Below are 19,168 nucleotides of genomic sequence, written 5' to 3'. Positions count from 1 at the left end.
CCGGTTCTCCACCGAGCAGGGACCGGCAATCACCCCCAGCTCCACCCCGCCGAAGCTCATCCCCGGCTCGTCTCCCACCCGCACCACCGAGTTCTCCCCCACGAACTCCCGCGCCGCCAGCTTGTACGGCTTCATCACGGGGAGCACCGACTCGACCCCGGGCATGGTCAGGAGAGGGACCTCGCGCAGCAGGTCGTCGTCGCCAATGCACCCGATGATTGCTTGCTTCTCGCCGCGGGTAACGCTGGTGCGCAGGCCGAGAGACTCGACGCGCTCACGGATGTAATCCAGCTCGACAGGGGTGATGTCCGGACGGGTGACGATGATCATGGGTGGCTTCCAGAGTTGGTGGCCGGATTACCGCGGGGAGCGAAGAACGAAGACACGCGGCACAAAGCGGCCGCTGCTGAGCCTCGCGTCTCATCGTTCGTTCTCTGCCTCATCACGGTGCACAAAAAAGGCCCGCGCTGTTGCACGGGCCGCCGTCGTCGTCAGAGCTTCGAGTCGCTATGCGCGCATCACTGCCTGACCACGGCCCGTGGGGGCGTGGTAAAGTAAAAGAAGCGCACAAAGAACGAATTCCGGTAGCTCATGGCGCGGAAGGTACACGAGAAGGGGCCTGCTCGTCAACCCCTCCCTTGCCCCGCTGGTAAATGGGACCCATGTTTGCTAGGCGGCGGAGCAGCGAAGGACCGGCCTCGAGGCGCGAAGAGTGCACCACCTCCTTCGCGCTTTTGCGTGCCGGTACCAGGTGCTTCGGCAAATCAGCAACCTGATCTCGACTTCGGGGAAGTATCATGAACATAGCGGTTTTGGGGGCGACCGGTGCCGTCGGGCGGACGATGCTGGAGGTGCTGGCAGAGCGCGAGGTGCCGGTGGAGCGGCTGGTGCCGCTCGCCTCCGAGCGCAGCGCCGGCCGCACCCTGGAATGGCGGGGCGCGCAGTACGAGATCGCCGCGCCTTCGCCCGAGGCGTTCGAAGGCATCGACTACGCCCTCTTCTCCGCCGGCGCGTCCCGCTCCCGAGAGTGGGCTCCGGTTGCCGCCGCAGCCGGCGCGCTGGTCATCGACAACTCCTCCGCCTGGCGGCAGGATCCGGAGGTGCCTCTGGTGGTCCCCGAGGTGAACGCGGATGCGTTGGCCGACATCCCGAAGGGGATCATTGCGAACCCCAACTGCTCCACCATCCAGGCGGTGGTAGCGCTGAGCCCCTTCCTGCGGGAGGCCGGCCTGAAGCGGGTGATCTACACCACCTTCCAGTCGGTGAGCGGAGCGGGGGAGTCGGGGCGCGAAGCGCTGCGCAAGGAGCTCCGTGGAGAGACTCCGGCAGAAAGCCCGTTCTCGCGCCCCATCCACGGCAACGCGGTGCCGCAGATCGGCGATTTCGACGAGGCGGGCTGGACGGGCGAGGAGGTCAAGATGCGGCTGGAGACCCGGAAGATCCTGTCCGTGCCGGGGCTGCACGTTTCCGCCACCTGCGTGCGGGTACCCGTCGACATCGGGCATTCGGTGCAGGTCACGGTGGAGACGGAGCGCGACCTCTCCCTGGACCAGGCGTGCGAGGCGCTGAAGGCACAGGAGGGGCTGGTCTTCGCGTCCGACGCGGCAGCCTTTCCCACTCCGCGCGAGGTAGCGGGCCACGACGAGGTGTTCGTCGGACGGCTCCGGGCCGACCCGGACGAGCCCAATACCTTCCACTTCTGGGTGGTCGCGGACAACCTGAGGAAGGGAGCGGCCACCAACGCCGTCCAGATCCTCGAGGCGCTCCGGCGCGAGAGCCGCGTCGGCAGTGCCGTCTGAGACTACCGGGTGAACGAATGCTGCGCGTTGCACTGGGCGAGTATGACATCGGCTGGCACGATCCAGTGACCTCGCTGGATCGTGCCGCCCGCCTCGTAGAGCGCGCCGCCGCCGCGGGGGCGGAGTTGGTGATGCTCCCGGAGATGTGCACCACCGGGTTCACCATGGATGTCGCCGCGCAATGTGAGCCGCTCGGCGGCCCCTCGGTGAAGCGGCTGGCCGCCATTGCCCGTGAATCAGGCCTCTACCTGCTGGCGGGAGTCGCGACGTGTGAGCCGAGGGGTGCGGATGGCGGGCAGACCGGCTTCTTCAACTCCGCCCTGCTATTCGACCCCTCCGGCGAGGTCTCGGCCCATTACCGCAAGCAGAAGCTGTTCGTCTACGCCGACGAGCAGCGGCATTACTCCCCGGGGGACGCTCCGGTGGTCGTCGAGGTTAAGGGCGTTCGCCTGGCACCCTTCATCTGCTTCGACCTGCGTTATCCCGAGCTCTTCCGCGCGGTCGCCAGCTACGTCGACGCGATGCTGCTGATCGCGAACTGGCCAAGATCCCGAAGGATGCACTGGGACGTGCTCTGCCGCGCGCGGGCGATCGAGAACCAATGCTTCTTCCTGGCGGTCAACCGGACCGGGGAAGGCGGCGGGCTGGAGTACGACGGCGGTTCGGTGGCCTACGGTCCGTTCGGTGAGCTGGTGGGCGAGGGTCCGGGCGCCGTCGTGGAGATCGACCCGGAGCGAGTGGGTGAGGTGCGGCGTAAGTACCCGTTCGTTGAGGATCTCCGCTTCAGTCCCCTTCCGGAGGCGGTCGCGGCCCCGGCGTAGGGACACACCCCGGGTCGGGGCTGCGGATCTGAGCCGTCGATCTGAGGGTCTGTGCCTTCGGGCTGCGGATCCGAGAAACGGGCTCTGCGATCTGCGGTGTCGGTCTCCGAGCCGGAGCCCAGGGCTCAGCCGCCCGCCGCCGAACTGGTCACCCCATCGCCTCCCAGAGCGCGGAGAGCTCCGGCTCGATCTCCCGCGAAGAGGAGGGGCGCTGGAGTAGCTCGGCAAGGGAGGGGGGCAGTTCGATCGTCTCGCCGACCAGCGGCTCGACCACTGCCTCGAACTTCGCGGGATGCGCGGTAGCCACGAGGATCCAATGGCTGCCATCGACCCTCCGCCGCACCGCCGCGGCGGTCGCGGTATGCGGATCCCAGATCTCTCCCCAACGCTCCCGTCCGGTTTGGATCTCCTCGCGAATCTCGTCGTTCGTCACCAGGAAGGCGCGCACCCGCTCCCGCGCCGGCTCGATGCCGCCGCTCAGCGCGAAGATCCGCTCCATGTTGCTCGGATTGCCCACGTCCATGGCGGTGGCGAGGGTCTCCACCGTCGGATGGGGTGTCCACTCACCACCCGCCGAGAACTCCGCCAGCGTGCGGTTCTCGTTGGTCGCGAAGACCACCTCCCGGATGGGCAGTCCCAGACGCTGCGCCCAGAGCGCGGCGGTGGCGTTGCCCACGTTGCCGGAAGGCACGATGAACCCGGGAGCGGCTCCGCGTGCGCGCTGGTACTCGAGGCTGCTGGTCGCGTAGTAGACCATCTGCGGCAGCAGCCGCCCCAGGTTGATGCTGTTGGCCGAGGAGAGGCGCCAGCGGGTCCGAAATTGGGGGTCGGTGAGCGCCGACTTCGCGAGTCGCTGACAGTCGTCGAAGTCTCCCCGAACGGCGAGGGCCCGTACGTTGTCTCCCCACGCGGTGAGCTGCTTCTCCTGGCGGGGCGATACCCTCCCCTTGGGATAGAGCACCACCACCTCCACTCCTGGACGCCCGTGAAAGGCGGCGGCGACGGCTCCGCCGGTATCGCCCGAGGTGGCCACCAGGATGGTGAGCGGCCGATCCGCGCCTGCGTTCAACCTTGAGAGACACCCGGCCAGGAAGCGGGCGCCGACATCCTTGAACGCGGCGGTGGGGCCGTGAAAGAGCTCCAGCACCGCCGTATCGTCACGGAGCAGGCGCAGCGGAACAGGGAAGTTGAACGCTTCCTTGCAGATGTCCCCGAGCCCGTTCGCCAGCCGATCACCTTCGAAGAAGGGTCGCAACAGCCACTCCCCCACTGCCGGCAGGGAAGCGTGCGGCATTGCGCTCGGCTCGGGATCGAGCGAGGGAAAGCGCTCCGGGACGTACAACCCCCCATCCGGGGCCAGGCCATGGGAGATAGCGTCGGAGAGACTGACCGCGTAGTCGCGGTTACGGGTGCTGACGTAGCGCATCGCGGCAGGGCTCAGAGTTCGGTCCGGGGTCAAGCTCGCTCCACCACGTACGCTCCCGGCGCGTTGACCGGGGAGACCCAGGCATCCGAGGTGATCCCCGCGGTAGTGAAGGCGCTGGTCAGGGCCTCACGAACCGTGGCCGCAGCCGGCTCGCCGGCGCACCAGGCAAAGACGCTCGGGCCGGCACCGGAGATAGAGCAGCCGAGCGCGCCCGCCTCCAGTGCCGCCTTACGGGCCTCCGGGAAGCCGGGAATGAGCCGTTCGCGGTGCGGCTCCGCGATCAGGTCGTGGAACGAGCGGCGGATCAGCTCGAGGTCGTTGGTGAAGCACCCGTGAATGAAGCCGGCCAGGTTCCCCGCCTGCTCGACATGCAGCTCCAGCGAGATGCTCCGGGGCAGCACCGCCCGCGCGTCCCTGGTGTCGAGGCGCAGGTGAGGGTGAACGAGCACGCACCGAATCTCTTCCGGAACGGGAATCTGGAGCACGTCGGGAAACTCCAGCCCCCGGACGAGGGTGAGTCCACCAAAGAGACAGGGGGCCAGGTTGTCCGCGTGCGGGCTGCCGCTGGCAACGGATTCGCCGACGAGGGCGAAGCGGAGCAGCTCGTCCAGGGTCAGCGGCTCCTCGAGCAGGGCATTGGCGGCGACGAGCGCACCGACCGCTGACGCGGCCGATCCCCCCATTCCCGATCCGAGGGGAATCGCCTTCTCGACGGTAACCGCGAAGCCGAAGGGGAGGTCGAGTGCCTCGATGAGCGTGAGCAGACCGGCCGTCGCCGTGTTACGCGCCGGATCGCGCGGAAGGGGCTCCTCGCACCCGATGATGTCGACGATTTCCACCAGCGGGCGATCCAGGCGGCTCACCTGCACCCGGTCCCCGACCGCTTCCAGGGCGTGGCCCAACAGGTCGAAGCCCACCGCCACGTTGCCGACTCCCGCGGGAGCGAAGGCCGTGGCCGTGGTGGGACGAGTGCGCTCGATGGGCTGGTCGTTTTCGTCGTAGAGCTCGACCTGGCTCCTCAGGGCAGGTGGACCGCCGAGCCTCGCCGGCCGCGACGGGGTCGCGGCGGTCCCTGCTGAGGTTGGCCTGTCGTCCTGGAGCTCAGGCACGGCGGTCATGGTCGAGATCGGGTGCGGTTGGCCCGGAACAGAAACCCGGCCCCCTCACGCTGAGAGGGCCGGGCGTCGGCCGGGTCTGCCCGGCCATTCGTCCGCGCGGGCTGCGGACGCCCGCCCGCGCCTTTACCCCGGAGGATAGCGGCGCAGACGGGTGGCAGTCAAGAGGATGCGGCGCCCGACAGCATGCTGTGCGGCGTGACCGCGGCTGTGTCCTCCTCCCCGGTGCGGATCCGGTACACCTTGGAGACGGGCAGCACGAACACCTTCCCATCCCCCACCTCGCCCGTTCGGGCGCTGGTCAGGATCGCTTCGACGGTGCGGTCGACGAAGGAATCGGACACACCGATCTCCAGCCTCACCTTGTCGTGCAACTCCACCTTCACGGTCATCCCCCGATAGGTCTCCACCTGCTCCATCTCACCGCCGTGGCCGCGCACGTTGGAGACGGTCAGGCCACGGACCTCTGCGCGGAATAGTGCCTCGAGCACGTCGTGGAGCTTCTCGGGGCGAACGATGGCAACGATGAGCTTCATTTTCAGTCTCCAGTCGTGGCGAAGGACGGTGCGCCCTTGGCCGAGCGCTTCTCGAGCGAGGCCACCTCGGACGCGGTGAACATCACCTCCGCGGGCACGAGCACGGCTCCCTCGCCGCGGGCGTATCCTTCCTCGCCGTGGTGGATGATATCCAGGCCGATTCCCTCTTCCATTGCGCTACGCCGCAGCGGGGTGAACAGCGCGATCAGCTTCAGGATCACCAGCGTGCCTACCGCGCTGTAGGCCGCACCCGCCAGGACCCCGATCGCCTGCGTTGCCACCAGCCCCGGGTTGCCGAAGAGCGCGCCGTCGGCGGGACCCCAGACGGTGCTCGCGAACACGCCGGTCAGCAGCGCCCCGACCATGCCCCCGGTGCCGTGAGCGGCGAACACGTCCAGCGAGTCGTCGAGCCGCGTGCGTGACCGGAAGAGAATTGCGTAGTAGCTGGGGAAGGCCGCGATCGCACCGAGTGCGATGGCGCCGATGGGACCCACGAAGCCGGCGGCCGGCGTAATGGCCACCAGGCCCACCACGATGCCGGTTGCAGCGCCCACCGCCGTGGTCTTCCGCGAACGGAGGAGGTCGAGCACCATCCAGACGACGAGCGTGGCGGCGGGTGCGACGACGGTGTTGAAGAAGGCGAGCGCTGCCGTCTCGTTCGCGCCGAGGCCGCTGCCCCCGTTGAATCCGAACCAGCCGAACCACAGCAGTCCGGCGCCGAGCAGCACGTAGGTGACGTTGTGGGGGAGCATGGCCTGGCGCCCGTAGTCTTTACGGCTACCCACCACCAGCGCGGCAACCACCGCCGCGATGCCAGCATTGATGTGCACGACCGTGCCACCCGCGAAGTCCAGGGCTCCCAACTCAGCCAGCCACCCGCCGCCCCAGACCCAGTGGGCGATGGGGGCGTACACGGCCAGGGACCACAGGGCGATGAAGGCCAGGTAAGGGCCGAAGCGCATGCGCTCAACCACCGCTCCGGAGATCAGTGCGGCGGTGATGATGGCAAAGGTCCCCTGGAACCCGACGAACAGCAGGTGCGGGAAGTTGCCCCACCCACCGGTCTCCAGCCCGACGCCGTTGAGGAAGGCGTACTGCAGGCTGCCGATCAATCGGTTTCCCTCCCCGAAGGCCAGCGAGTAACCAAACAGAACCCAGGTCACTCCCACGACGCCCAGGGCAGCGAAGCTCATCATCAGGGTGTTGAGGATGTTCTTCGCGCGTACCAGGCCTCCGTAGAAGAAGCCGAGAGCCGGCGTCATCAGCAGCACCAGGGCGGTGGACATCAACAGCCAGGCAGTGTCCCCCGTGTCGATCGGTGCGGGGTCGGCTGCCTGTAAGGCCAGAGCGACAGCGCCGGCAGGTAGCATCGGATCCTCCCTTTTGTAAATCCAGACGAGAGTGCGTACGGGGCTTTAGAAACAAAGCCGGGAGTGGGTGTCGGTGCGACTTCCGACAGCAATGTATAGGACGATGTTAAATTTCACAAGTGCTAAGTCATCGTCGCCTAATAAAATTAATCGATAGGGCGTGCCGTATGCTTGAAGATTAAGTAGGAAGGAAGATTTCTAGCGCAGTGCGTCCTTCCAGGTCGACGGCTCGAACTCGGATGGTTGCTCAGCTGTGCCGGCACCTGCGCGCGGAAAGCAGCGAGATTACGGATTACCGGAGGGCGCCAATGGGGGGTCGCCGACGTCGTTTCTGCGACTGCTGGCGGAGTGGCTGGCTTGGGGAGGCACCGTGGGGGCAATCGTGGGTTCTGGGAGAGCTGTAGCGGGCTTGGGAGGAGCGGTAGGACGACAGGGCGAGCGCGACCAGCACCTGCTGGGTATGGAGGCTGCCAAAAAATCACCCCCGGTTGCGCAACGGAGGCAAACCAGGGGTGGGTGGAGTGACGATCAGGGGCGGGGGACCCCTCGGGGTCACGCGACCAAACGTGGGCTCAGGATCGGATCGCGCAGGCAGCCAGCGGCAAGCGTCCTGGCGGACCGGACGCCGACGCCAACCGGGCGGTCATCCGACCGAGACCTCCTTGCGCTGCTGCACAGGGGTGAGCCAGCCGTAACGGTCTTCAACCCGGCCGTGTGCGAGGTCGAGGAGCCGCGCCTGGAGCGCGAGGGTCATCTCGCCGGCCTTGCCCGCGCCGATCACGATCCGGTCGACGCTACGGATGGGGGTCACCTCAGCCGCGGTCCCGGTAAAGAAAAGCTCGTCCGCCATGTAGAGCGCCTCACGCGGGATCGCCTGCTCCCGGACGACGATTCCCATGTCCCGCGCGATGGTGATGACCGAGTCACGGGTGATTCCCTGCAGGAGCGTACCCTCGAGCGGGGGCGTGACGAGCACTCCGTCGCGCACCAGGAACAGGTTCTGGCCGCTGCCTTCGCTCACGACGCCGACCGGAGAGAGCGCGATCCCCTCGTCGTAACCGTTGGCGATCGCCTCCATCTTGATGAGCTGCGAGCTGAGATAGTTGCCGCCCGCCTTGGCCATTGCCGGCAGGGTGTTCGGCGCGGGGCGCGCCCAGCTGGAGACGCACACGTCCACCCCGCGTTCGAGTGCGCCCTCGCCGAGGTACGTGCCCCATGGCCAGCAGACCAGGTACGTCTCGACGGGGCTGCCGGCGGGGTTCACGCCGACCGTGCCGTAGCCGCGGAAGACGACGGGCCGGATGTAGCACTCCTCCAGCCCGTTCTTGATGATCAGCTCCTGCAGCGCCGCGGTGAGCTCCGCCTCCGAGTACTGGTACTCCATCCGATACACCCGCGCCGAGTCGCGCAGACGACGCAGGTGCTCCGGGAGCCGGAAGATCGCCGGTCCTTGCGGCGTCTTATAGCAGCGAATCCCCTCGAAGACAGAAGAGCCGTAGTGGACAACATGGCTCATCACGTGGATGGTGGCCTCTTCCCAGGGGATGAATTCCCCGTTGCGCCAGATCCATTCGGTGGTGGTGAACTTCGCTGCCATGGTCTCCGCTCGCGGCTCGGTTGGTAGGGCAAGGGCGCCCCGGCGGCATGACCGCCGGGGCCGAGTGATCAGGCGCCGCCGGCGCCGGGCACGACTTCCTTGGGATTCACGAAGGGCATCATCCGCCGCAACTTGCGTCCCACCTGCTCCAGCGGATGCTCTCCCTCCGCGGCGCGCTTACGCTCGAAGTTCGGGCGGCCCTTTTCGTTCTCCTCGATCCACTCGCGCGCGAACTTCCCGTTGCGGACCTCTTCGAGCAGCTCCCGCATGGCGGCGCGACTATGCTCGTTAATGACGCGCGGCCCGGCCACGTAGTCGCCGTACTCCGCCGTGTCCGAAACTGAATAGCGCATGTAGTTGAGGCCGCCCTGGTACATCAGGTCGACGATCAGCTTCAGCTCGTGCAGGCACTCGAAGTAGGCGATCTCCGGCTGATAGCCCGCCTCCACCAGCGTCTCGAAACCCGCCTTCACCAGCTCGGAGGCGCCGCCGCACAGGACCGCCTGTTCACCGAACAGGTCAGTCTCGGTCTCCTCCGCGAAAGTGGTCTTCAGCACGCCGGCGCGGGTGCACCCGATGCCGCGGGCGTAGGCCAGCGCGTCGGCCAGAGCGTTGCCGGAAGCGTCCTGCTCGACGGCGACGAGGCCGGGAACGCCGCCCCCCTGCTCGAACACCTCGCGCACGCGGTGCCCGGGCGACTTGGGTGCCACCATGCTCACGTCGACTTCGGCGGGAGGAACGATCTGCCCGAACCGAATGTTGAAGCCGTGCGCGAACATCAGCGTCTTCCCACGGGTCAGGTTCGGGGCGATCTCCTCGCGATAGAGCTTCGCCTGTCCGGTGTCGGGGATGAGCAGCATGATAATGTCGGCCTCGCGCGTCGCGTCGGCGACGGAGAGGACCTGGAGCCCGGCCGATTCCGCCTTCTGCCGGCTACGCGAGCCGGGATACAGGCCGACGCGGACATCCATGCCGCTGTCCCGCAGGTTCAGCGCATGGGCGTGACCCTGGCTCCCGAAGCCGATGATGGCGATGCGCCGCCCCCTCAGCCTCTCCAGGTCCGCGTCGTTGTCGTAAAAAAGTTCGGCCATGATCTCCTCTGTATCGTGAATGGTTAGTTCCGCCGGATCTCAGACGGCGGTGGCGAGCGGAGCCTCGGCCGCGCGCCCGTTCTCCTGCGCTTCGGTCTCGCTCGCCGCACGGTGTGTGGCCGGACCGCGCACCATGGCGATGCGTCCCGTACGCATCATCTCCTTGATGCCGAAGGGGCGGACGAGCTCGATGAACCGCTCCACGTCGTCGGGCGCGCCGGTCATCTCCACGATCATGCTGGTGGGCCCGACGTCCACGATCGTCGCGTCGAAGACGTTGGCGAGTGCCACCAGCTCGGCCCGGCTGGGACGGGTGACGTGGAGCTTGATGAGCGCGACCTCGCGCTCCACCACCGCGTCGTGTGTGACGTCGCTGACTTTGAGGACCTCGATCAGCCGGTAGAGCTGCTTGATGATCTGCTCCACGTCGGCCGCGTCGACCACCAGGGTCATGCGGCTGATCCCGGGCGTCTCGCTATGACCGACGGTGAGGCTCTCGATATTGAAGTTACGACGACGCACCAGGCTCACCACCCGGTTCAGCACGCCGGGGTGGTCCTGCATCAAAGCGACGAGGGTGTGTTTCACGGCTCTAGCTCGGTTTCTGGGCGCGGCAACTGGATGACGGTAGTCCGTTATCCGTTATCCGCTATCCGTTATCGCTGATCGAGCGAATCAAGGTGCTCCAAGTCATTCGGGCGTCAGTCGGGACCGGCGCGGGGCATCCGTTAACGGATAACGGATATCGGATAACGGATATCCCCCACGGGCCCCCGCCGGCTTCATCAGACCCCGGCCTCTTCCGGCACCTCCGTCAGCATCTCGTGGATGCCCTTCCCCTGGGGCACGATGGGGAAGACGTTCACCTCACGCTCCACGCAGAAGTCGATGACCACCGAGTCGTCGGTGTCCCAGGCGCGCTCGATCGCGTCGTCCACGGCGTCGACCTCCTCGACCTTGATGCCGGGCAGGCCGTATGCCTCGGCCAGCTTGACGAAGTCGGGGCCGGAGAGCGGGGTGCCGCTGTAGCGCTTGTTCTCGAACAGCTCCTGCCACTGGCGCACCATGCCGAGGTAGCCGTTGTTGATGATGGCCACCTTGACGTTGCGGATCCCTTCCTGACGGATGGTGGCCAGCTCCTGATTGGTCATCTGGAAGCCACCATCGCCGCAGATCACCCAGATCGTCTCGTCGGGGCAGGCCAGCGCCGCTCCGAGCGCGGCCGGCACGGCGAAGCCCATGGTGCCCGATCCGCCGCTGGTCAGATGCGTGCGGGGGCGCGTCCAGTCGATGAGCTGCGCCGCCCACATCTGGTGCTGGCCGACGTCGGTGACCACCCGGAAGTTGCCGCGCTCGTGGAGGATGCGGTTCAGGGAGCCATAGACGTCGTGCGGCATGAGCACGGGGGTGTCCGGCCGCTTCAGGTAACGCTGCCGCGGCTGATGCTTCTCCTGCATGTCCCGGATGTGCTCCAGCCACGCCGCGGGCGGCGTTCTCTCCGGGAGCACCTCGAGGATCGCCTGCAGGACGTTCTTCGCGTCGCCCACGATCGGCACTGCGGTACGGATGTTCTTGCCGATCTCCGCCGGGTCGATGTCGACGTGGATGACCTGGGCGTGCGGGGCAAAGGTGGCCACCTTGCCGGTGACCCGGTCGTCGAAGCGCGCGCCGATGTTGAGCAGAACGTCGCACTCCTGGATCGCCCGGTTCACGTGCACCCAGCCGTGCATGCCGGGCATGCCCAGCGCGAGGGGGTGGTCCTCCGGGAAGGCGCCCTTGCCGTGCAGGGTGGTGATCACCGGCACGCCTGTGCGCTCTGCCAGAGCCAGCAGCTCCTCGCTGGCGCCGCTCCAGATGACGCCGCTACCGGCCATGATCAGCGGCTTCTCAGCGCTGGTCAGGAGGCGCGCCGCTTCCTTGATCTGCCGCCGGTTGCCGTGGTAGGTGGGCCGGTAGCCGGGCAGGTTCAGCTCGGTGTTCCAGTCCGGGACGGTGCGAGCCTGCTGCGCATCCTTGGTGATGTCGATCAGCACCGGCCCGGGACGACCGGTCCGGGCGATGTGGAATGCCTCCTGGAAGACGCGCGGCAGATCGTTGATGTCGCTCACCAGGTAGCTGTGCTTGGTGATCGGCACCGTAATCCCGACGATGTCGGTCTCTTGAAAGGCGTCCTTGCCGAGCACGGTGGACGGCACCTGTCCGGTGATCGCGACCAGGGGAGTGCTGTCCATCCACGCGTCCGCGATGGGCGTGACAAGGTTGGTCGCGCCGGGACCGCTGGTGGCAACGCATACGCCGACCTTACCGGAGGCGCGTGCATATCCCTCGGCCGCATGGCCGGCCCCCTGCTCGTGGCGGCAGAGGACGTGGCGAAGCCGATCGGCGTACTCCGGCAGGGCATGGTAGAACGGCATGATCGCCCCACCGGGAATGCCGAAGATGACCTCGACGCCCTCTCGCACGAGTGCTTCGCAGATGATCTGGGCTCCGGTCCGTTCGTCAGACATGATCCATCCTGGGTTCGTGCGATATGGCAATCGTGATGCGGTCGCCCCGAGTGGAGCGATGCACCGGCACGGTTCCCCTGTAATGCCGCGAGGATCCAACTCCCCGCATCATCGGAACCGTTCTCGTCTTACGCGGCGGCGCGGACCCGCTCCACCACCGCGTCTCCCATCTCGGTCGTGCTCACCGACTTCTCGCCCGCAGCCGCGAGGTCCTTCGTGCGCAGGCCGGAGGCGATCACGTCGGCCACGGCTTTTTCCACCATCGCTGCATCCTCCTCGAGTCCGAGCGAGTAGCGGAGAAGCAGCGCCGCGCTGAGAATCGTACCCAGCGGGTTGGCGATCCCCTGGCCCGCAATGTCAGGCGCGGAGCCGTGAATCGGCTCGTAAAGGCCCATCCGGGACCGGCTTCCCTCGCCCTTCTCGCCGAGCGAGGCCGAGGGGAGCAGCCCCATCGAGCCGGCCAGCATCGACGCCTCGTCGGTGAGGATGTCGCCGAACATGTTCTCCGTCACGATGACGTCGAAGTCTGCCGGTCGACGAATCAGGTGCATCGCGCAGGCGTCCACGAGGATCGTCTCGAAGCGGACATCCGGGAACTCCTCGCGCATGATCCGGCCGGTGACCGCGCGCCAGAGGCGCGAAGTCTCGAGCACGTTCGCCTTGTCGACCGCGGTGAGCTTCCCCCGACGCGCGCGGGCGAAGTTCGCAGCCGCTCGGACCACCCGCTCGATCTCGCTGGTGGTGTAGACGCAGCCGTCGAAGGCGCGTTCCTCGCCGTTCTCCAGCTTCTCCCGCTTCTTCTCGCCGAAGTAGATCCCCCCGGTCAGTTCCCGAACCACCAGGAGGTCCACCCCCTGCAACAGTTCGGGCCGGAGCGGCGACGCGCCTACCAGCTCGGGGTAGACGGTCACCGGGCGCAGATTGGCGAAAAGGCCAAGCGCCTTACGAATCCCCAGGAGTCCCTGCTCAGGCCGCACCGGCGCGTTCGGGTCGTCCCACTTCGGTCCACCGACCGCCCCCAGCAGAACCGCGTCCGATTCCTGGCACAGGCGCGTGGTCTCTTCCGGTAGGGCGGTGCCGGTGGTGTCGATGGCACACCCGCCCAGCAGCGCCTCACGGAATTCGAACTGATGACCGCGCAGCTCGGCGACGGTCCGGAGTACCCGGACTGCCTCCGACGCTACCTCGGGACCGATGCCGTCGCCGGGCAGAACCGTAATCGTCGCTTGCACGCGCTCGCTCCGGTTCAGGCCGCGGTGGTGTGGACGCGCGCCGGATGCGACGCCTCGTACGCGCGGATCGCCTCCTCCTCGCCGAGGAGGAAGCCGAGCTGATCGACCCCGTTCAGCAGGCAGTGCTTGGCGAACGGGTCGACCGGGAAGCTCACCTTCTCGCCGTCGGGGAGCGTCAGCGTCTGGCTCTCCAGGTCGACGTCCACCTGAGCGGCGGGATCGGCCTCCAGCTGCGCCTGCAGCCTGCGATGCACCTCCGGGTCGACGACGATGGGGAGCAACCCGTTCTTGAGCGCGTTGCTCCTGAAGATGTCGGCGAAGAAGGTGCTGATCACCGCCCTGAACCCGAACCCGACGAGCGCCCAGGGGGCGTGCTCGCGGGAGGACCCACAGCCGAAGTTGTCCCCTGCGAAGAGCACCTGCGCTCCCGCCGACTCCGGCTGGTTGAGAACGAAGTCAGGCTTCGGATTCCCGTCGACGTCGTAGCGCCAGTCCGCGAAAAGCGCGTCGCCCAACCCCGCCTTGTCCGTGACCTTCAGAAAGCGGGCGGGGATGATCTGATCCGTATCGATGTTCTCGATCGGGAGAAGCACGACACGGGAGGTGATGCGTTGGAATGGGTCCATGATCTGGTTGTCCGTTATCCGTTATCCGTTATCCGAAATCCGTTATCCGATATCGACTGCTGGTTGCCTACTCGGTGGGCTCGGAACGGCGAAGCTACGCTAGAAACTGGCCCCCAGTCCCGACCAATAACCGCCAACCGATAGCGGATATCGGATAACCGATAACCGCGCCCCGCAGGGCGCCTCACACCAGCGCTCCCACCAGATCCCGCGCATCGCTCACGCGGCCATTGATGGCGCAGGCGACGGCGGTGAGGGGGCTGGCCAGGAAGGTGCGCCCTCCCTTGCCCTGCCGGCCCTCGAAGTTCCGGTTACTGGTGGAGACCGCGTACTGGCCGGGCGCGAGCTGGTCGCCGTTCATGGCGATGCACATCGAGCAGCCTGCCTCGCGCCAATCGGCTCCGGCCTCGCGGAAGACCGACGCCAACCCCTCCGCCTCCGCCTGGCGCTTCACCTCGGTCGAGCCCGGGACGACCATCATCCGCACGCCGTCGGCCACGTGTCGCCCGCGGAGCATTCTCGCGGCCTCACGCAGGTCGCTGATGCGCGAGTTCGTGCAGCTTCCCACGAAGACGACGTCGATCGGCCGGCCCAGGATCGGCTCGCCTGGATTGAGGGCCATGTAGGCAAGCGCGGCGCGCAGCGAGTCTCGCTGGGTCGCATCGGCCAGTCCGTCGGGATCCGGTATGCGCGACGTGATCGGGAAGCCCATGCCGGGGTTGGTGCCGTAGGTCACCATCGGCGTGAGCTCGGAGGCGTCGAAGCTGATGCTTCGGTCATGCGTGGCGCCCTCGTCGGAGGGCAGGTGGCGCCATCGGTCAAGGGCGGCATCCCAGTCGGCCCCCGAAGGAGCATGCGGGCGGCCGGCGACGTACTCGAAGGTCGTCTCGTCGGGCGCGACCAGCCCGGCGCGCGCGCCACCCTCGATGCTCATGTTGCAGATCGTCATCCGGCCCTCCATGCCCAGCGCGCGGATGGCCGATCCGGCGTACTCGAACACGTGGCCCGTTCCGCCGCCGATGCCGATCCGCGACAACAGCGACAGGATGATGTCCTTCGCCGACACGCCGGAGTGCAGCGAGCCGTCGACCCGCACCTCGAACGACTTCGGCCGTCGCTGGAGCAGGGTCTGGGTCGCCAGGACGTGCTCGACCTCGGTCGTGCCGATGCCGAATGCCAGGGCGCCGAACGCTCCGTGCGTGGCGGTGTGCGAGTCGCCGCACACGATGGTCATGCCCGGCTGGGTCAGGCCCAGCTCGGGACCGATGACGTGGACGATCCCCTGGTGGGGCGACCCGATGCCGTGGAGCGGGATGCCGAACTCGCGGCAGTTCTCCTCCAGCCGGCTGACCTGCCGCGCCGCGATCTCGTCGACGATCGGCAGGCTGCGGTCGGTGGTCGGGATCGAATGGTCGACAGTCGCCACGGTCTGGCCGGGACGGCGCACGCGCAGCCCGCGGTCGCGGAGCCCATCGAACGCCTGCGGGCTCGTGACCTCGTGAACGAGGTGAAGGTCCACGCCCAGGACGTCGGGCGCACCATCGGCGCCCCGCACCACGACGTGGTCGTCCCAGATCTTCTCGACGATCGTTCGCGGGCGTGGGCGTTCGGGGTCCGGAGTACTCATCGGTGCCTGCGACCCTAGCCGACGCGTCAAGGGCCTGTCCCAGCGCGCTACGCTACGGGCATGAACACCGAGCAGTCCCCCGAGCCCGCAGCAGAGACGAACGCGGAGTGGCGTGACCTGCTGCTCGGCGTTCATCCGTCGCTCGCGCGGATGCGGGGATTCTTCCGACACGTGCCGGCCGACCCGCGATGCAAGCTCTGCCTGTCGCCGTACGCAGGGCTGGGGGGCGCGATCGTGCAGTTCCTCGGCTTCGGACGCTATCCGCGCAACCCGCAGCTCTGCAACAACTGCTTCCGGCAGGCCGCGAAGCATCCCGGTGGCGCCGAGCTCGAGATCAGCGCACTCTTCGCCGACATTCGCGGGTCGACCGCCATGGCCGAGGCGATGTCCGCCGCGGCGTACTCGGATGCGGTCGGACGGTACGTGCGCACGGCGAGCAACGCCATTCGCGGTCCCGGCGGCCTGGTCGAGAAGCTCCTCGGCGACGGGATCATGGCCCTCTTCATTCCGGGCTTCGCCGGCGGCGACCATGCCAGCGCGGCGGTGGAAGCCGGCAGGAGCATCCTGCGCAACGTGGAGGTTCCAGTCGGCGTCGGCGTTCACACCGGCACGGCGTGGGTGGGGTTCGTCGGCGGCGTCAACGACGTCCTCGACTTCACCGCGCTCGGCGATGCAGTCAACACGGCCAGCCGGCTGGGATCGGAAGCGGCCGGCGGCGAGCTGCTCATGAGCGCCGAAACGGCAGCGGCCGCCGGGGTGGCCACCACCCAGCTGGTCGCCCGCCACCTTCAGCTGCGAGGGCGGCACGAGCCGCTCGACGCGTGGGCTGAGACGATATCGCCGATTCACGCGACGGCGGCCTGATGGCGCAGGACACCATCCCCCACGACCCGCGCGAGCACTCGCGCGTCCTGCTCGACGGACCCGACCGCGCGGCAGCGCGAGCCATGCTCAAGGCCATCGGCTTCACCGACGAGGATCTGGCGAAGCCGATCATCGGCGTGGGGACGACCTGGATCGAGACCATGCCGTGCAACTACAACCAGCGCGAGCTGGCGGTGCGCGTCAAGGAGGGGATCCGGGCCGCGGGCGGCACGCCGATGGAGTTCAACACCATCGCCGTCAGCGACGGTGTCAGCATGGGCACCGAGGGCATGAAGGCCTCGCTCGTCTCGCGCGAGGTCATCGCCGACTCGATCGAGCTCGTCGCGCGCGGGCACCTCTTCGACGGCCTCGTGTGCCTGGTCGGCTGCGACAAGACGCTGCCCGGCGCCACGATGGCGCTGGCCCGCCTGGATCTGCCGGGGCTCGCCCTCTACAACGGCACGATCAACCCCGGCGTCCTGCGCGGGAAGCGCGACGCGACGGTCGTGACCGTCTTCGAGGCCATCGGCGCGTACCGCGCCGGCAAGATCTCGCTCGAGGAGCTGCGCGAGATCGAGGATCTGTCGTGCCCCGGTCCGGGTGCGTGCGGCGGCCAGTTCACGGCCAACACGATGAGCACCGCGCTCGAGTTCCTCGGCATCTCGCCCGGTGGGCTCAACAGCATCCCGGCAACCGATCCCGCCAAGCTGGATGCGGCCTTCCGCGCCGGCGAGCTGGCCATGGAGCTCGTCAACGGCGGCATCCGCCCGTCGTCGATCATGACCCGCGCGGCGATCGACAACGCCGTTGCCTCGGTGGCGGCGACCGGCGGCTCGACGAACGGCGTGCTGCACCTGCTGGCGATCGCGCACGAGCTCGGCATCCCGCTCGAGCTGGAGGACTTCGACCGCATCGCCGGGCGGACGCCGATCGTCGCCAACATGATGCCCGGAGGGCGCTTCACCGCGCTCGACATCCACGAGGCGGGCGGCGTCGGGCTGGTGGCGCGGGAGCTGCTGAAGCGCGACCTGATCGACGGTTCGACGCGGAACGTGGATGGGCGCACGCTCGCCGAAGTCGCCGATGCGGCCGTCGAGACGCCCGGCCAGGAGGTCGTGGTGTCCATCGAGCATCCCATCAAGCCCAGCGGCGGCCTGGCCATCCTGCGCGGGTCGCTGGCTCCCGACGGCTGCGTGATCAAGCTGGCCGGTCACGAGATGCGCCAGTTCCGCGGGCCGGCGCGGGTCTTCGACTCCGAGGCCGCGTGCTACGACGCCGTGCGCGCGCAACGCATCGGTCCGGGCGACGTCGTCGTCATCCGATACGAAGGACCGGTTGGCGGGCCCGGCATGCAGGAGATGCTGTCCGTCACCGCCGCGCTGGTCGGCGAGGGCCTGGGCGGTGACGTCGCGCTGCTCACCGACGGGCGGTTCAGCGGTGGGACGCACGGGCTGATGATCGGCCACGTGGCGCCCGAGGCCGCTTTGGGCGGGCCGATCGCGCTGGTCGAGGAGGACGACGAGGTGGTGATCGACGTGGACGCTCGGCGCCTGGACCTGGTGGTCGACGCTGAGGAGCTGGAACGGCGCCGGGCGGCCTGGTCACCGCCGGAGCCGCGCTACACGAGCGGCGTGCTGGCGAAGTACGCCGCCCTCGTGTCATCGGCTTCTGAAGGCGCGGTCACGACCGGTGCCCGGATGAGCGCGAACCTGCGCGATCGGCTCCGGGCGCGGTCATCCGATCCATCGGTCTGATCTGGCCCGCACCAGTTCCAGGCGCGGTCTGTCCGATGAATCGGTCCGGGATGAGCCTGGCCGGGGCCCTCGGGTGCCGGCGCGGGCGCAGTGGGGACCGGCCTATCGGTCCAAACGAACCTGGCACGGCGCCCTGGCGAGACCTGGCCGATACATCGGAGAACGTCGCCAAGAGGGGCCCCGCTTGACAGCCCTGTTAGGGTCCTCCCCATGTCACAGGAGCGCGGCATGAGCGCCGCCCAGCCGATCGTGCGCCCGACCAGCGTCGGGCTCCTCGGCATGCTCCTCGTAGTCTCGATTCTTCGACTCGTCATTCTCCTTGGATGGCGGGATGGAGGAAGCGCCGAGGACTAGCCCGACAGGCAGACCGCACGCAGCGAACCCGAATCCCGCCAGCCGAAAGGCCGGGCGGGATTTCTCGTATCAGAGAGGAATTCCACGCACATGACAGCCCTCCACCTTCCCGCAGCCGATGCGTCGCACCCAGCGTCGCGGAGCGTGGCTCCGCGCATCGGTGCGCGCGCGGTATGCGAGGCGCTGGTGCGCGAGGGGGTCACCACCGTCTTCGGCTACCCCGGCGGCACCGTCCTCCCGATCTACGACGTGCTGCGCGAGTTCCCGCTGCGCCACATCCTGGTCCGGCACGAGCAGGGCGGCGCGCACGCTGCCGACGGCTTCAGCCGCGCCACCGGAGGCGTCGGCGTGGCCATCGCCACCAGCGGACCGGGCGCCATCAACCTGGTCACCGGCCTCGCCACCGCCATGATGGACAGCGTCCCGATGGTCGCCATCACCGGCAACGT

18 protein-coding genes are annotated in these 19,168 nt (G+C 67.9%); 6 read left to right on the top strand and 12 right to left on the bottom strand.

The window, feature by feature from the left end:
• The coding region (locus VF167_00130) for a hypothetical protein (protein HEX6923806.1) at positions 1-330 on the bottom strand (330 nt) is incomplete at its 3' end.
• 467 nt (positions 331-797) lie between these two features.
• Between VF167_00130 and VF167_00125 the strand changes: the two genes are divergently transcribed.
• Both VF167_00125 and VF167_00120 read left to right on the top strand, forming a co-directional pair.
• Entirely contained in the window at positions 798-1,799 is a 1,002-nt protein-coding gene (locus VF167_00125) for an aspartate-semialdehyde dehydrogenase (protein HEX6923805.1), read from the top strand.
• A gap of 17 nt (positions 1,800-1,816) precedes the next feature.
• Complete coding sequence (locus tag VF167_00120) at positions 1,817-2,620, top strand: nitrilase-related carbon-nitrogen hydrolase (protein ID HEX6923804.1); 804 nt, start codon at positions 1,817-1,819, stop codon at positions 2,618-2,620.
• A 148-nt stretch (positions 2,621-2,768) separates the two neighbouring features.
• On the opposite strand, the gene thrC is transcribed toward VF167_00120, so the two are convergent.
• From thrC to leuC, 11 genes are all read right to left on the bottom strand, one after another.
• Positions 2,769-4,046: a threonine synthase gene (gene thrC / locus VF167_00115; protein ID HEX6923803.1), complete on the bottom strand. Its 1,278-nt coding sequence runs from the start codon at positions 4,044-4,046 to the stop codon at positions 2,769-2,771.
• A 29-nt stretch (positions 4,047-4,075) separates the two neighbouring features.
• Entirely contained in the window at positions 4,076-5,164 is a 1,089-nt protein-coding gene (locus VF167_00110) for a homoserine kinase (protein ID HEX6923802.1), read from the bottom strand.
• Positions 5,165-5,322: 158 nt separating this feature from the next.
• Positions 5,323-5,697: a P-II family nitrogen regulator gene (locus tag VF167_00105; GenBank protein HEX6923801.1), complete on the bottom strand. Its 375-nt coding sequence runs from the start codon at positions 5,695-5,697 to the stop codon at positions 5,323-5,325.
• Between the two features lie 2 nt (positions 5,698-5,699).
• On the bottom strand, positions 5,700-7,067 hold the full coding sequence (locus VF167_00100) for an ammonium transporter (GenBank protein ID HEX6923800.1): 1,368 nt from the start codon (positions 7,065-7,067) through the stop codon (positions 5,700-5,702).
• A 643-nt stretch (positions 7,068-7,710) separates the two neighbouring features.
• On the bottom strand, positions 7,711-8,664 hold the full coding sequence (locus VF167_00095; protein ID HEX6923799.1) for a branched-chain amino acid transaminase: 954 nt from the start codon (positions 8,662-8,664) through the stop codon (positions 7,711-7,713).
• Positions 8,665-8,732: 68 nt separating this feature from the next.
• The gene (gene ilvC, locus VF167_00090; GenBank protein HEX6923798.1) at positions 8,733-9,755 is read right to left on the bottom strand and encodes a ketol-acid reductoisomerase; all 1,023 of its coding nucleotides are present in this window, start codon (positions 9,753-9,755) and stop codon (positions 8,733-8,735) included.
• A gap of 39 nt (positions 9,756-9,794) precedes the next feature.
• On the bottom strand, positions 9,795-10,343 hold the full coding sequence (ilvN, locus tag VF167_00085; GenBank protein ID HEX6923797.1) for an acetolactate synthase small subunit: 549 nt from the start codon (positions 10,341-10,343) through the stop codon (positions 9,795-9,797).
• Positions 10,344-10,540: 197 nt separating this feature from the next.
• On the bottom strand, positions 10,541-12,262 hold the full coding sequence (gene ilvB / locus VF167_00080) for a biosynthetic-type acetolactate synthase large subunit (protein HEX6923796.1): 1,722 nt from the start codon (positions 12,260-12,262) through the stop codon (positions 10,541-10,543).
• A 128-nt stretch (positions 12,263-12,390) separates the two neighbouring features.
• Positions 12,391-13,494, bottom strand: a complete 1,104-nt coding sequence (gene leuB, locus VF167_00075; GenBank protein ID HEX6923795.1) for a 3-isopropylmalate dehydrogenase — start codon at positions 13,492-13,494, stop codon at positions 12,391-12,393.
• Between the two features lie 14 nt (positions 13,495-13,508).
• Complete coding sequence (gene leuD, locus VF167_00070; protein ID HEX6923794.1) at positions 13,509-14,120, bottom strand: 3-isopropylmalate dehydratase small subunit; 612 nt, start codon at positions 14,118-14,120, stop codon at positions 13,509-13,511.
• Between the two features lie 184 nt (positions 14,121-14,304).
• The gene (leuC, locus tag VF167_00065; GenBank protein HEX6923793.1) at positions 14,305-15,747 is read right to left on the bottom strand and encodes a 3-isopropylmalate dehydratase large subunit; all 1,443 of its coding nucleotides are present in this window, start codon (positions 15,745-15,747) and stop codon (positions 14,305-14,307) included.
• A 60-nt stretch (positions 15,748-15,807) separates the two neighbouring features.
• Here leuC and VF167_00060 point away from each other — a divergent pair, with 60 nt between their 5' ends.
• From VF167_00060 to VF167_00045, 4 genes are all read left to right on the top strand, one after another.
• Positions 15,808-16,611 carry an adenylate/guanylate cyclase domain-containing protein gene (locus tag VF167_00060; GenBank protein ID HEX6923792.1) on the top strand — a complete coding sequence of 268 codons (804 nt, stop codon included), beginning with the start codon at positions 15,808-15,810 and terminating at the stop codon, positions 16,609-16,611.
• Positions 16,611-18,365 (top strand): dihydroxy-acid dehydratase, encoded by a 1,755-nt coding sequence (gene ilvD / locus VF167_00055; protein ID HEX6923791.1) that lies wholly within the window; start codon positions 16,611-16,613, stop codon positions 18,363-18,365. Before VF167_00060 ends, ilvD begins: the two co-directional genes overlap by 1 nt.
• 210 nt (positions 18,366-18,575) lie before the next feature.
• The gene (locus VF167_00050) at positions 18,576-18,719 is read left to right on the top strand and encodes a hypothetical protein (GenBank protein ID HEX6923790.1); all 144 of its coding nucleotides are present in this window, start codon (positions 18,576-18,578) and stop codon (positions 18,717-18,719) included.
• Positions 18,720-18,863: 144 nt separating this feature from the next.
• On the top strand, positions 18,864-19,168 hold a 305-nt coding region (locus VF167_00045; GenBank protein HEX6923789.1), incomplete at its 3' end, for a thiamine pyrophosphate-binding protein.

The sequence above is a fragment of the Longimicrobiaceae bacterium genome (assembly GCA_036375715.1).
Classification (GTDB): Bacteria; Gemmatimonadota; Gemmatimonadetes; order Longimicrobiales; family Longimicrobiaceae; genus DASVBS01.
This window is presented reverse-complemented; position numbering and strand designations above follow the sequence as displayed.

Bases quoted from the DNA above. Each gene is read 5' to 3' on its own strand.
- VF167_00125 (HEX6923805.1), top strand. From the start codon at position 798: ATGAACATAGCGGTTTTGGGGGCGACCGGTGCCGTCGGGCGGACGATG.
- VF167_00120 (HEX6923804.1), top strand. From the start codon at position 1,817: ATGCTGCGCGTTGCACTGGGCGAGTATGACATCGGCTGGCACGATCCA.
- thrC (HEX6923803.1), bottom strand. From the start codon at position 4,046: ATGCGCTACGTCAGCACCCGTAACCGCGACTACGCGGTCAGTCTCTCC.
- VF167_00110 (HEX6923802.1), bottom strand. From the start codon at position 5,164: ATGACCGCCGTGCCTGAGCTCCAGGACGACAGGCCAACCTCAGCAGGG.
- VF167_00105 (HEX6923801.1), bottom strand. From the start codon at position 5,697: ATGAAGCTCATCGTTGCCATCGTTCGCCCCGAGAAGCTCCACGACGTG.
- VF167_00100 (HEX6923800.1), bottom strand. From the start codon at position 7,067: ATGCTACCTGCCGGCGCTGTCGCTCTGGCCTTACAGGCAGCCGACCCC.
- VF167_00095 (HEX6923799.1), bottom strand. From the start codon at position 8,664: ATGGCAGCGAAGTTCACCACCACCGAATGGATCTGGCGCAACGGGGAA.
- ilvC (HEX6923798.1), bottom strand. From the start codon at position 9,755: ATGGCCGAACTTTTTTACGACAACGACGCGGACCTGGAGAGGCTGAGG.
- ilvB (HEX6923796.1), bottom strand. From the start codon at position 12,262: ATGTCTGACGAACGGACCGGAGCCCAGATCATCTGCGAAGCACTCGTG.
- leuD (HEX6923794.1), bottom strand. From the start codon at position 14,120: ATGGACCCATTCCAACGCATCACCTCCCGTGTCGTGCTTCTCCCGATC.
- leuC (HEX6923793.1), bottom strand. From the start codon at position 15,747: ATGAGTACTCCGGACCCCGAACGCCCACGCCCGCGAACGATCGTCGAG.
- VF167_00060 (HEX6923792.1), top strand. From the start codon at position 15,808: ATGAACACCGAGCAGTCCCCCGAGCCCGCAGCAGAGACGAACGCGGAG.
- ilvD (HEX6923791.1), top strand. From the start codon at position 16,611: ATGGCGCAGGACACCATCCCCCACGACCCGCGCGAGCACTCGCGCGTC.
- VF167_00050 (HEX6923790.1), top strand. From the start codon at position 18,576: ATGTCACAGGAGCGCGGCATGAGCGCCGCCCAGCCGATCGTGCGCCCG.